Annotated in this window: 8 protein-coding genes, 1 pseudogene and 1 riboswitch; of the genes and pseudogenes, 5 read left to right on the top strand and 4 right to left on the bottom strand. The window is 67.2% G+C overall.

Going from position 1 to position 12,264, the window contains the following annotated elements; all coding sequences use genetic code 11:
• Positions 1 to 7 precede the first annotated feature (7 nt).
• Positions 8 to 1,249, bottom strand: a complete 1,242-nt coding sequence (locus WMF11_RS09465; RefSeq protein WP_437977235.1) for a hypothetical protein — start codon at positions 1,247 to 1,249, stop codon at positions 8 to 10.
• Between the two features lie 49 nt (positions 1,250 to 1,298).
• Positions 1,299 to 3,329, bottom strand: a complete 2,031-nt coding sequence (locus WMF11_RS09460; RefSeq protein ID WP_437977234.1) for a TonB-dependent receptor domain-containing protein — start codon at positions 3,327 to 3,329, stop codon at positions 1,299 to 1,301.
• A gap of 844 nt (positions 3,330 to 4,173) precedes the next feature.
• A riboswitch (cobalamin riboswitch) is annotated at positions 4,174 to 4,378 on the bottom strand.
• Between the two features lie 326 nt (positions 4,379 to 4,704).
• Here WMF11_RS09460 and WMF11_RS09455 point away from each other — a divergent pair.
• Positions 4,705 to 6,489, top strand: coding sequence for a hypothetical protein (locus tag WMF11_RS09455; RefSeq protein WP_437977233.1), 1,785 nt, complete (start codon positions 4,705 to 4,707; stop codon positions 6,487 to 6,489).
• Positions 6,490 to 6,658: 169 nt separating this feature from the next.
• Here the strand turns inward: WMF11_RS09455 and WMF11_RS09450 are convergent, their stop codons facing one another.
• Complete coding sequence (locus WMF11_RS09450; RefSeq protein WP_437977232.1) at positions 6,659 to 7,105, bottom strand: hypothetical protein; 447 nt, start codon at positions 7,103 to 7,105, stop codon at positions 6,659 to 6,661.
• A 1,513-nt stretch (positions 7,106 to 8,618) separates the two neighbouring features.
• Between WMF11_RS09450 and WMF11_RS09445 the strand changes: the two genes are divergently transcribed.
• Together WMF11_RS09445 and WMF11_RS09440 are read left to right on the top strand one after the other, a co-directional pair.
• Positions 8,619 to 8,786 carry a hypothetical protein gene (locus WMF11_RS09445; RefSeq protein WP_437977231.1) on the top strand — a complete coding sequence of 56 codons (168 nt, stop codon included), beginning with the start codon at positions 8,619 to 8,621 and terminating at the stop codon, positions 8,784 to 8,786.
• Between the two features lie 325 nt (positions 8,787 to 9,111).
• Positions 9,112 to 9,339, top strand: coding sequence for a hypothetical protein (locus tag WMF11_RS09440; RefSeq protein WP_437977230.1), 228 nt, complete (start codon positions 9,112 to 9,114; stop codon positions 9,337 to 9,339).
• Positions 9,340 to 9,950: 611 nt separating this feature from the next.
• Here the strand turns inward: WMF11_RS09440 and WMF11_RS09435 are convergent.
• Positions 9,951 to 10,325 (bottom strand): annotated as a pseudogene (locus WMF11_RS09435) (IS1 family transposase); the annotation flags it as partial.
• A gap of 177 nt (positions 10,326 to 10,502) precedes the next feature.
• Between WMF11_RS09435 and WMF11_RS09430 the strand changes: the two are divergent.
• Together WMF11_RS09430 and WMF11_RS09425 are read left to right on the top strand one after the other, a co-directional pair.
• Entirely contained in the window at positions 10,503 to 11,387 is an 885-nt protein-coding gene (locus WMF11_RS09430) for a hypothetical protein (RefSeq protein WP_437977229.1), read from the top strand.
• Between the two features lie 214 nt (positions 11,388 to 11,601).
• Entirely contained in the window at positions 11,602 to 12,069 is a 468-nt protein-coding gene (locus tag WMF11_RS09425) for a hypothetical protein (protein ID WP_437977228.1), read from the top strand.
• Positions 12,070 to 12,264 lie beyond the last annotated feature (195 nt).

The following is a 12,264-nucleotide window of genomic DNA, read 5'->3' as shown; positions in this document are numbered from 1 at the left end:
CCGCAGCTCAGCGCGCGCGCACGAGTCCTGTCACAAGCCCATTGATCAGGATCCCTTTCACGGGATCCGCTTCGACGCTCATGTCTTGTAACGTCGTCTCGCTGTAATCCGCGTTCGTGTCGGAGGCGAAAACACGGCTGTCCGCGCTCAAGTACTTCACGACCCCCGAGCCAGGCGGCACGCCCTCCACGACTGTCGCGGTCGTGAGCGATTCAAGGTCGATCTTCCACCACTTCCACGAGGCGGCAGCGTAGAGCGACAGCGCATCGGTCGTCGGGGAGATGGGGAACAAGCTCTCGTCGTACGCGCGCAGGTACGCCGTGCTGCCCGCGCCGGGCACGATCCCGCCGCCGGGGAAGCCCCCCGTGAGGTCCGAGACGTTGACGAAGAAGTCCGGGTCGAAGGCATCCTCGCCCGCGCGCATGCGGATCAGGCACCCTGTCTTGCTGGCCTCGTCCCCGCCGATGACGTTCAGCGCGGCGTTGTAGGGGTCGCTCCCCAGGTAGAGATCGCCCGAGGGCGCGATCATCGAGTTCGAGACGCCGCCGCAGCGCTCGTCGTGCACGTAGGTCACCTCGTCCGTCTCGACGTCGATGAGGGCCGCCGAGGTCTCGGGGAGGATCTTGCTGAAGTTCTGGTCGTAGTAGAGCGCGATGACGACGAGCTCCTTGCCCCTGCGCTTGGGGATATAGTCGAAGTACGGGATCCACCCCTCGCGCTTCAACCCGCCAAGGTCGATGGCCTTCTGGATCGCCATCTCCTTGGGGTTCCAGGCGATGGCCTGGAGCGAGCTGTCATCGAGCAGGTAAGCCTTCGTCTCGGAGACGAAGTGCAACGATCGCGTCGATGCGCCCCCGGCGACGCCGTGACGATCGAAGCGGAGTTCCTGCGCCTCGCCGAGCCTGCCCGACGGATCGAGATCGTACCGCGTGAGCTGCGGGGTCTGCAGCAGCAGCGCATAGACCTTCTTCTCTCCGTCGATCCCGAAGAGGTGCGCCTGGTCAGGGATCTCGACGGCCTGCGCGTAGTCGACGGACTGCCCCTCATCGAGGGAGGGCGTCACGAAGAGCAGCGACGTCGCGTCCTGGCCCACCTGGAGGATCGTCGTCACCGCATAGAGCGGACCGCTCGGGTACGCGCCGGCGCCCACCTGCTGCTCGTCGTCGGTCCCGCAACCGGCGACGCTTGCGGCGAGCGAGAGCGCCACAAGCGTCGCCTTGGTACAGCTTGTTCTGGGTGAGTCGTTCATCGGCGTGTCCTCTTCGTCATCCAACGCATGGTCTCCTGCGATCCACGCGTCAAAGCTCGATCATTCCCTTGAAGTAAAATGCGCGCCCGGGCTTCTGAACACCGTAGAAATCGTGCGCCTTCGCGTCCGTCAGGTTCTGCACCTCCAGCGTCGAGCTGACCGTCGTCGCGCCGTGGACCACGTACGTCAGGTCAGCCGTGTGGAGGAGCTGCTCCTCGATCACCGGTTTGTCCTCGCGACGCGCGATGCTCTCCCAGAACCGAAAGAACTCGTGCGTGTAGCGGGTAGTCCAGCCCAAGGCGAGCTGATCGCCCGGCGTCGCGACGGAGGAGAGCTGAGCGCGGGCCCTCGCGCTCCCGAACAGCCAGGGGAGGTTCGGGATGCGGTCCCCGGCCATCTCGGCGAATTCCCCCTCGGTGGAGGTGTTGCGGAGGTCCTGATAGGTCGCGCTCGCCTCGACGCTGAAGTAGGAGCCGGGCGACACCCAGCCCGCTTGCCCCTCGATCCCGAGCGCGCGCACCGAATGCACGTTTTTGTGCTGGAAGTACATGTTGCCCCCGCGGAGGTAGACAAAATCCTCGGCCCACCGGGCGAAGACGTTCACCTCCCCGCTGAACGCGCCGAGGCCGTTCTTTCGGCGGGAGAGCGCGAGTCCGAGGTTTCCATTGTGGCTGGTCTCCGGCTTGAGCTCGGGGTTCGGCTGGATGAGGATGCCGTTGCCAAAGATCTCGTCGGCGCCCGGCAGGCGCGTCGCGGCCTCGTACGACACCTTCGCGTAGAGCCAGTCGTTCAAATGGAGCCTCACCCCATCGCCGGCTCCCGCCCGGAGCGCGTCCACGGTCACAGGGACGAGCGCGTTGCCCGCGAGCACCTGATCCGACGCGGCGTGCATCAGGTAGCCTTTCACGAAGGCGACGTTCTGCAGGCGGTCCCCGAGGAAGCTCGCGTCAAACTCGAGGCCGCCCACGAGCTTGAAGAGATCGCGGCGGGTTGCGAGGGGGTCGGGCTCGTCGGGTGCGAGCTTCGCGCGCTCCACCCCCGCGCTTGTAACGAAGGTCGGCGAGACATTGAGCCGGAGAGCGCGCTGCGGTCCAGCGTGCCACGTGAGGAGCCCCCTGCCGAGAAAGCTCTCCTGCCAGATCGTCTGGTTCCGGGCCCGCCCATCGATCTCGCCCGCCCTGCGCCGCCCCCCCACGACGCGGCCCTCCCAGTCGTAGACGGCGCTGGAGATGTCCCGGAAGTCGGTCACGCGTCGCGAGCCGCTGGCAAGGAGATCGAGGTCCAGGCCATGCCACAGGGCCTCCGGCTGCGTGTAGCGGAGCGTTGCCCCGTAAAGCCCCTCGCCGTAGGTGACCGCCCCATACGGCGTCGACATGAGCACGTTGTGCTGCAGGTCCTTGTCATAGTGGGAGGCGAACGCGCGGAGCGTCAGCCGCTTCACCCATGCGCGATCGATGAGGCCCACGTCGAGCGAAGCGCCGCGCGCGCCGTAGGCATCGTGTCCTCGGCGCACGGTCGCCGATCGAGGGCGTCCTGTCGCCTCGTCCGGGATCTCGGCGTGGGTGGGATAGTCGTTCCGTGTCGAGTCGATGAACGCGCTCGCGGCAGCGAAGAAGCCGCTCTCCTCATGCCGGTAGCGAGCGCCGACGGTGGCACGGTAGGTCACGAACGAGCCAACCTGGTACGATGCGTCGCCGCCCGTGTCGTAGTAGCTCTTTGGAGTGATCAGATCGACCGCGCCGCCGAGCGCGTCGGCTCCGAAGCGGATCGGGACGACCCCTCGGTAGATCTCGATGCGTTCGACGAGGTTGACCGGCACGCCGGTGATCCCGAGGGCGAGCCCCGCGAGCTCGAGCGGCACACCGTCCAGAAAGACACGGATCTGGTCGTTGTAGAATCCGTTGAGAGAGAAGCGCGCACTGGTGCCGAGCCCGCCTGCGCGGGCGACGCTCACGCCTTGAGCCTGGTTCAAGACCTCGCCCATGTCCGCCGCCCGGCGCTTGGTGCGCGCGACCTCGAGGATCGAGACGGCCTCCGCGGACTCTCGATGCTCCTGCACTTCGCCCTTCTTCGCCCTCACCGTGACCTCTATCGGAACGGCAGCGCCTGGCTCCGCGGCGTCACGCGCGGGTCCGGCCGGTTCGGGTCCAGGTGCAGCCTGCGCCAGCGCGACCCGAGCCGGGAGCGAGGCAGACACCGCAGCGATCACGACACAAGCACGGGGAGACAAGGCGTTCCTCTCACGAGAGACGGTAGCACGATCTATAACAAACGTAACACGCAATAATATCGGTCATGGCGACGACCGCAAAACAAGGCAAAGACAGATGATTTTCCGCTCCTTCTGAGCGGCGGACATGGACGCACGTCGCGCGTGCCGCTCCATCCGGACGGCCTCTCGCACTCGGGGATCCTCTTGAGGCCTCCAACAAAGCTGCCAAATCCGCGCGAGCGGCTGTGTCGAGCATCACGGCCCCGGCGCGCACGCGCGCGCAACCATCCAGGCGACGCCCGTCATGCCGTGATGATATTTTTGGCCAGTGTGCGCCTCCTCGTTTGCGTCGTCGTCTGGGGCGGGATCGAACCGCTCACGCCGAATTCGCGAGAGAGAGGCCTGTCGACCGCGTAGAGTACGCTGGACCCATCCAGCGGCGCGCATCTTCGTGCTCTACGGGCTCATCCACGTCGTTCGGCGCGCTGCGGCGTACCTTCGCACGCCTCACTCGACTGCCTAGCGGCTGAGCCCGTATCCCACGAATCTGCACCCCACTATAGAAGAAGGCTTGGACAGACGCTTCGCCCCCGCGGGCGACTGGAAGACAACGCGGGGACGGGTCGGAACCGAGCCGGGCGCAGGACTACGCCGGATTCGGACCTACCCGCCTCCCTCGAGGCTTCCAGGTCGAACCGGCGTCGGATATCTCCCCGACGACCGGGCGCTGGTAGGTCTTCGGGCTCGTGAGCGTTCCGGCTACGCCGGGTTCCTACTGTCCACCGCTTCCCAGCCCGAGGGCCAGTGCTCGTCGTGGAGGTCGCTCTCACTTACCGCTGCGGGGCAGCCCCGGATTTTCACCGGGTTCCCTTTTAAGCCCGAGCCGAAGCTCAGGCACCAGCACGGGGCGGAGGATATCCTGATGCGCCTTGCACGTCAACCATGATCTCGGGCGGTCCAAGATCTCGGGCCGTGCAGCCATTGAGGAGGACGGCGCCACGTCCGGGCGATCGAGCCAGGAGCTCGGGCTCACCTGAGGAGGCCTCGACCGGTGTTCGCATACCGAGCGGGTCGTCGCGCAATGACAGCGGCAGCTCCCGGCTGCAACGCGGACATGCGGCGTACGTTTCTCTGTTCGTAGGCCGCAATCTATTCTAGAAGCCGCGCTGCCGCCCCGCCGCGGCAACGTGCCGTGCTCCTTCGCGTTGCGGAAACGCGACCTTGCCCTACGTCCCGAGGCGAAATGACATCGGACACTCCAGGCCGCATCGAGCGGTGGCTTCGTCACCCGTATGCCTTCAGAGCGGTTCTTTTCGTTGCGTTCGCATTGGCGCTGCCGTCCATCGCGATCGGCTTCCACACCGACGATTACATGATCCTCGGCTTCCTCGCGAGGTCATATCCTGGCAGTCCTCCATGGTACGATCTCTACAACTTTGCCCCTAGCGGCGCGCGCGACACACAGGCGCTCATCGAGGCATCAGGATTGCCCTGGTGGACACATCCTGAGCTCAAGCTCCACCTGTTCCGTCCCCTGGCGAGCGCCCTGCTCACCATCGAGCGCCTCGTCTTTGGCAGCGCTCCGCTCGGCTACCACCTCGTCTCTATCGCGCTCTATCTCGCGCTGATCGCCGCCGTCGGACGGCTGTTCCGGAAGGTGCTGCCGGGCGCGACCGCCGCCCTTGCGCTGCTGCTCTTCGCCGTCAACGAGGATCACGCGACCCCGTTCGGCTGGATCGCCTGCCAGCATCTGCTGCTCGCCACGCTCTCGACGGTGCTCGGGCTGCTGGCCTGGCTTCGTTACAGCGAAGAGGGGTGGCGACCGGGGCGTTACTGCGGCCCGCTCGGCATCGGCATCGGGCTCCTCGGCAGCGAGGCGGCGCTCGGCGGGGCGGCTTACTGGGTCGCCTATCAGCTCGCGGGTCCGGCGCGGCCCGGCTGCGTGGCCAGGTGGCGCGCTCGCCTCCTCCGCGCGTCTCCGGTGCTCGGCCTCGTCGCCTACTTCGCCGCCTACCGCGCGATCGATGGCGGCGCCGCGAACAGCAGCATGTACGTCGACCCGCTGTCGAGCCCCGGTGAGTTCGCGCACGCTGCTGCCGAGCGCCTGCCCATCCTCCTCGGCAATGCCGTGGCGCTCGTGCCCAGCGGCCTCTCGATCACGCAACCTAAGGTCCCTTTCATCCTCGCCGGGCTCACGGCCACCGCGTGCGTCGCGCTGCTTTACCGCGCGTGCCTACCCTTGATCCTCGACAAGGAACGGGCCGCGCTGCGCTGGCTCGTCCCGGGCGCCGTCATGGCGCTCGTCACGACCCTCGGAGGCTTTCCTGGAGCGCGCCTCCTCTTGCCGTCGAACATCGGCTTCGCGCCCTTGTTTGCCGTGCTCCTCGCGCGGGGACTCCGCCGCGGCCCTTCGCCCTGGACCTCGTCCTTGGGCCGCCGCGCCGGCGCCGCGCTCCTCGGTGTCTTGCACCTCGCGCTCGCGCCGTGCCTGTTGATCATCGGCACCCGCGCGCATGCCCAGCTCGCGCGCAAGGTCGAGGACGCCGCCCGCAACGCGGAGATCGGCGCCGCCCCCGGACAGCGAGTCTTCGTCGCCGCTGCGTCCGATCCCATGGCGGCCGAGTATCCGCGGGCGGTGTTCGCCGTAAGGTCTCCGGGCGTGCTCTCCTGCTGGTCGAACCTGTCGATGGCCAAGGTCGCACACCACCTCACGCGCACGGGCCCCTCGTCGTTCACCCTCACGCCTGTCTCAAGCACCCTGCTGACCGGACCGTTCGAAACGGTCTATCGCTCTCCCGGCTCGCCGCTCCACGGGGGCGAGCGGCTCCTTCAGTGCGGCGCCACGATCCGGGTCTCGGCCGTCGAGGAAGGGAGACCGTCACAGATTGACGTCGACCTGGGCGCTCCGCTTGAGGATCCGGGGCTCGTGCTCTTGGCATGGCGCGAGGGGAAGCTCCGCCGTGTCGCGCCGCCCCCCGTCGGCGCCACGGTGGAGCTCCCGTGGTCTCCAGGACCGCTCGGGCTCTAGCGGAGCTGCACGACGTCGTCCGTGCGCCAGCGTCGCCTACTCCCTGAACGGGATCGGCGAGAGATCGGCGAGCAGGCGCGATAGGCACGCACGGGAGATGTACGCGGCGAAAATCCAACGCGACGCCGCGTCATGTGCTCGACCGGCACGCTTCCCGCCAGGCAGCGCTTCACGGCAGACGAGCCAGCCGATCGCCCGGAGGTGGGCTCGGCACCGCGCGCGTCCCGCGCTCCGCCGCCACCCACGCGGCTCGCAGGCTGCTTGCAAGTTTTCCTCCCCCCTCCATCGGCGGTCCCATCCGCTTCAGCGCCTCCAGGCGTGCAGCCTCCAGCCTCGACCGGCGCGGCGCCGTCGCCCGGCGCTTCTCCACGAGCTGACCGAGCACCTGCTCCGCGCGCTCCCACTGCGCCGCCGCCCCCGGCGCGTGCGCGATCCTTCGCACGGCGTTCCAGGGTGCTTCAAGCTGATCACAGAGGTTGCCGATCTCGGGGTGCAGCCGTGCGATCGCGCGCAGGTGACACCGGGTCTGCTTGTTCATCTGGAAACACTCTTCCAGGACGTGGCTCGGCGCGCGGACAACTCCGCACGCGAGCTCGTACCAGCGCCGCGAGCTCATGCGTCTACAAAAGCACCGAACCACAAACCTGCCAGGGCGAGGCCTTCATTTTCCGTTCAACTTTAAAGAGCGTTAAAGCACAGTACAAGAGTCGGCGCCTGGCGAGGGCGGCGGCATTAAAGTCTGATGTAGCGTGCGACCAAGAGGACGCCGGTTCCCAAGTGGCACCGTGACCTGACTGGCATTCGCAGGGCCCGATCAGGTGACCTCGGTGTGCGCGGTGACCCCTCCGGCGATCCCACGGCCCGGCCGTCGAGCGGGGCCTCGCCCAGCGCCCCGGCCGCGAGCCGCGCTGCCGTCCACCTGGGCGAGCTCCGCCTTGCGCCAGCCTCCCGCCTGGACGAGCTCCGCGGCCCGTGCGCCGAGTTCGCGCCCCGCGGCGTGCTCGGCTCCATGCCCAGGCCGCCGCCCCGACGTCCGCCGGGACGAGCTCGCGCCGTGTGGCTCAGGCCGCCCCGCGGTCGTGTCCGCCGCGCGCCGCCGTGTTACAGACGTACGCGACAAAACGGAAGTCAGCGGCTTGCCGGAGACCATCAGCCGACCCCGCGCAAAATTACCAAATCGACCCCTTCGCGCCCCCCCGAAATCGGACCCTCGGGCGCTCCCTCGAAGCGGTCTAACTGCGCGTCACCAGAGCGGTTTCCACACCTGACCAGATCCCGGTAACTCGCGACGAGATACCAGGTCGTCAGAATTACCATTTCGGGCCTCCTCACGGGCTCTCGTTCAGGCTCCACCCCGAAACCGAAACCCCGCGACAACGGAGGTTCGATGTGGCAGAAGCGGCTACCCTCGCGCCGTCGGCGGATCCGGCCCTGTGGTCGTCGGGCCGCGCTGGCGGGCGACGCTACTGCAGAGGCGGCATCGTGCGCAGCCCCAGGCGTTCGGCCGTCAGCACGCGGTGACCGCGACCTGCCGGCGCGCTCCGACGAGCCCGCCGCGTGCGGAACGGCCACGCACGGGCGACGTCGTGCAGTTCCAACCCCGGCAGCGAGAGAGCCGACGACGTCCTCAAGAACGAGGTGAGGATCTGGCGCGCGCAGTGAACGGTCGCGCTCGGGCGTGTTGGATAGAGCTCGTCACGTCGAAGGGTGGAGGCATGAGCGACGTGACCTCGCGCTCGACACGCTACGCGAGGTCACGTCGCGCCCTCGCCGCTGGTTTTGCCCACCGGTGAGGGCGACGCAAGAACGAGCGTGAGCGGGTGGTGGCCTCCTTTGAAGAAAACTGGCCTCGTTTGATTCCCGCCCTCGCGTGACGGCCTAAGTTCGGCCGCAAGTAAGTGCAGCCGGCGACGACGGCAATCGTCCGGGCTGCGTGGCCGAACCCCGTCACCCGGAATCCGACGATGCAGTCGTACCTGATCCCACCGGATGGTGGGCAAGGCGGACGTGTACCCACACGCCGCGGTCCCCGTTCCACGTCCTTGACCGATGCGGAGGCGATGCGCCTCCGTGCCGCCCTACGCAACTTGCGCGGGCTGTTCGGCAGCTGGCCATGCCTGGCTGCCACCATGGCCGTCCCGAAGACGACCATCACCAACTTCGTGTACGGCTCGAACCCGGGCACGACGCACGGGCTCGCCGCGAAGGCTGCGCGCGCCGCAGGGACCACGGTCGAGCGGCTCTTGGGCCGCCCCGTCGCAGCGGATCGCTGCCCGACATGCGGGAGGAGCGGGTGAAGAACCGGCGGAAGGGGGCCGGACGCCCGCCTGCCACACGACATCCCCGGAAGAAGCCGACGACGGCCGCGATCCTCGCGGAGCGCGGCATCGTCCTGGCGACGCTCGCCGGTATCTCGAAGCGCGACCGCCGCGACGTGGAGGCCGAGGTGTTGCTCAACGCCTGGAACGCCATCCGCCGGGGGATGTACCGGCCCGACCCGAGGGGCAAGCCGCGCGACGCGCTGAGGAAGTGGCTCCACGGCATCGGGCATCGCATGGCGCCTCGCCTCGCGCTACGTCAACAGCGCGTACGTGCGCCGCGCTCCACCCGTCGCCGCTCGGCATGCTGCGCGTCGGCGTCGACCTGCACGCCCAGATCGAGGCGCGCGAGGTGCTCGACGCCATGGCCGAGCTCCCGCCCTGGCAGGTCGACGCGCTCCTCTCCGTGGACGACCCGGAGAGCATCTCGGCCTACGCCCGGCGGCACCGCATGAGCCCTCACACGGCGCTCAGTCGGCTCCGCATCGCGCGGGAGGCGCTCGCCCTCAAGCTCCGTAGCTGGAGACGCTGAGCAAGCCCAGGAAGCGGCGCCGCCAGCCGGCCGCGAACGTTACGCCACGTCTAAGCTCTCAGAATCACAGCACAATCTCGTGGCTGTTAGCCGCATCTAATATGAGCATTGATGCTCATAACCCGACTAGGGTATGATGCCCTAGTCGGCGCCGGCTCCGCCGCGCCCCTTGACGGGGGGAGCGGCGTGTGAGTACCGTGCCTTCATGCAAGTCGCCTAGGTGGCGGAAAAAGACGAAAGCCAGCGGGTCGCAACCGCTGGCTTTCGCCCCGACACCGAAGCGTCGTCACGGTGGATTAGGCCCCACCGAGATCAGGCGTATATCTAGCTTGCGCTAGATATAAACGTCAAGGGGCTTGATCCGCTTTTGCCAGCGGAGCAATCGTGGCCCCTCGACATCGTAAGAAGTCGGTCCATTCACAGACCTCGACTGATCATCATCCTCTCTTCAAGCTCCCGTTCGACGCTTCGAACGAGTCACGTGGCGAACCGCCGCACGTGGAGCACCGGCCAATGAAGCAGCTCGTTCTGCCCATCTTTGGTCCGGGCTGCCCTCCACCCATCGATCCGAGCCTGCGTCACGTAGCGCGACCGCGACACTATCGGTGTCGCTAGTCGTCCAGGTCGCCGAACAACGACAGCTGCCCCCCCCGCCTCGGCTTCGGGGCGGGGGGTGGCTCTGAGGGCGGCTCCGGCTCTGTAGGCGCCACAGGAGCAGCCGGCGCGCTGCCGACCAGCCGGAGGAAACCTCGACCGTTTGGCAGGGCCCTGGCGGCCGTCGTGGGCGCTCCGGCGGGCGGCTCGGGCAGCTAGGGCGCCCGAGGCTGCGGCGGCTCGCTTGGCGCCTCGGAGAGCGCCGCAGTGACGAGCTCCTCCACGCTCCAGACGTGATCGGTCAGCCCCGCCTCCATGGCGGGCGTCACGCGCAGCGCTCCGTGCGGGCGGCAGAAGTTGTAGAAGGCCATGCGCAGCGCGACGGCCGCCTTGCCTTTCGTCGTCGAGCTGGCACAATATTGCTCAATTGTCAATTCATTGTTCTCGTAAGAAATCTTACCGTCCACGGTGTCGCGGCCTACCCTGCGAGCTCTGCGACGTTGACGGGTCGCTCACACTGCGTGAGAAACGGCCTCGGGCCCCGAGATTGTTCCGGTGGAGAATGCAGCATGGCTGACAGCGAGAATATCAACCTCTTCGAGCCTCTCTACTTCGAGCGCGACCAGAGCGACTCGCTCGCGTGGTCAGAATCCAAGCTCATGTCGCACCTCGGCTACCGCGACTCCCGCAGTTTCCGTAAGCTCATTCAACGCGCGATGCAGGCGTGGGTCGCAGTAGGACGCGACACGTCGAAGGAATTCGTGCAACTCGAGGACGGAAGCTACATGTTCACTCGGACCGCGTGCTTTATGATTACTGCGGCCGCAGACCGGAAGAAGCCACAGGTCGAGCTGGCGCTCGCCCACTTCGTCGATGTGAATGAGATGGTCGCCGGGCGCTTCCAATCTGACCCCGGCGCTATCGACCGCATCGTGCTCCGCGAGGACCTGGCCGATGGGATGAAATCGCTTTCGCACACCGCGAAGTTACACGGCGTGATTAAGTTCGATCGCTTCATGGATGCTGGCTACAGGGGCATGTACAATATGCCGCTGGCGCAGCTCACGGAGTACAAGGGGCTCACGAAAGGCGAAACGTTGATCGACCACATGGGTCGCACCGAACTCGCCGCGAATTTTTTCCGCGTGACGCAGACGGAGGAGAAACTACGCACGGACATGGTCCACGGGCAGCAGGATGCCGAGGACGTGGCCCATAAGGTCGGTGCTGTGGTCCGATCCGCGATGAGCCAGGCCAGCGGGACTGTGCCAGAGGACCTTCCCGTCCATGAAAACATCTCGACCGTACGCAAGGGCCTTCGCGACACCCACAACGCTCTAAAGAAGCACGATCGCAACACCACAAAAAGGAAACGAATGATCGACGCTATACCGGAGTACGGCGACGCGCCCGATGCTGGTTTTACGCGCGACCCGGAGGAAGACGACGAGTGACCACTGCGTAGCGGCAGCAGAGGCGACCGACGCCGCGCAGCCCGCGCCTGTTCGGTAGCCTGCGCCGCGTCATCGCACCACCCCCCCCGCGCAACGGTGCCATCCGGCTGTGACATACCCCGTCCTGTCGGCATCTGCCGCGCCCCGATCCGAGCGGTTTTCCCCGGGAAAACAGCTACAATCCGAGGACCTTAGACGAAAACGCCCCGGACGCATGAGGCGGTTGTCGTATGCTTTCAGCAAAAGCCCCGAGCACCACAGGGCGGCCGTTGCCCTGCACTACACCTATTTCAACCTGTGCTTGACGGTGCGCACGCTGCGCGTGACCCCGGCGATGGAGGCGGGTCTCACCGGGCACGTGTGGAGCCTGGAAGAACTCCTGGACGCCATCCTGTCCGAGCCGCCCGGCGAGAAGCCGCAGCGGGAGCCCTTGGAGCACCGGCAGCCTGATGCGCCCGCCAGGGCGTTGCCCGGCGGCCGCGGCTTCTTGCGGCTCGTCACCGCGCCGACGCCCTCACTCCGCCGTCCGACCGTCCAGCCGGACCCGCCGCCCGTCGCGCCGGTTACGCCCGCTCAAGACGCACCTCCGGCCGGCTCGCCGCAGATGGATCTCTTCTCCTGGCGATCGAAGCCGAGGGCCCCCGAGCAGCTCTCCCTGTTCCCCGATCCGCCTCCTGAATGAAGGCCAGTTTTGAGGAGTGGCCTTTGAAGGCCACCACCCGTGAGCGCGTCTGCTCGGCCTTCGAGCGCGTCCCGTCGCGGCGCCGTCGGCTGGCTGCGTTGACGGCGCGCTGACGGCCGCGCGCCTGGAGGTGCACCACGTCGACCTTGCGCCAGCGTCGTCCTCGAGCGCAGCGCCGTCGGCCGGCTGTGTTGA

This window comes from Sorangium sp. So ce295, assembly GCF_051527405.1.
In the GTDB taxonomy this organism is placed as follows: Bacteria; Myxococcota_A; Polyangia; order Polyangiales; family Polyangiaceae; genus Sorangium; species Sorangium cellulosum_B.
Note: the sequence above shows the minus strand (reverse complement) of the source record. Positions and strands in the feature narration are given on the sequence as shown.

Excerpts from the sequence above, each read along its gene's own strand:
- WMF11_RS09455 (WP_437977233.1), top strand. The coding sequence starts at position 4,705 with ATGACATCGGACACTCCAGGCCGCATCGAGCGGTGGCTTCGTCACCCG.
- WMF11_RS09440 (WP_437977230.1), top strand. The coding sequence starts at position 9,112 with ATGCTGCGCGTCGGCGTCGACCTGCACGCCCAGATCGAGGCGCGCGAG.
- WMF11_RS09450 (WP_437977232.1), bottom strand. The coding sequence starts at position 7,105 with ATGAGCTCGCGGCGCTGGTACGAGCTCGCGTGCGGAGTTGTCCGCGCG.
- WMF11_RS09465 (WP_437977235.1), bottom strand. The coding sequence starts at position 1,249 with ATGAACGACTCACCCAGAACAAGCTGTACCAAGGCGACGCTTGTGGCG.
- WMF11_RS09445 (WP_437977231.1), top strand. The coding sequence starts at position 8,619 with ATGGCCGTCCCGAAGACGACCATCACCAACTTCGTGTACGGCTCGAAC.
- WMF11_RS09430 (WP_437977229.1), top strand. The coding sequence starts at position 10,503 with ATGGCTGACAGCGAGAATATCAACCTCTTCGAGCCTCTCTACTTCGAG.
- WMF11_RS09425 (WP_437977228.1), top strand. The coding sequence starts at position 11,602 with ATGAGGCGGTTGTCGTATGCTTTCAGCAAAAGCCCCGAGCACCACAGG.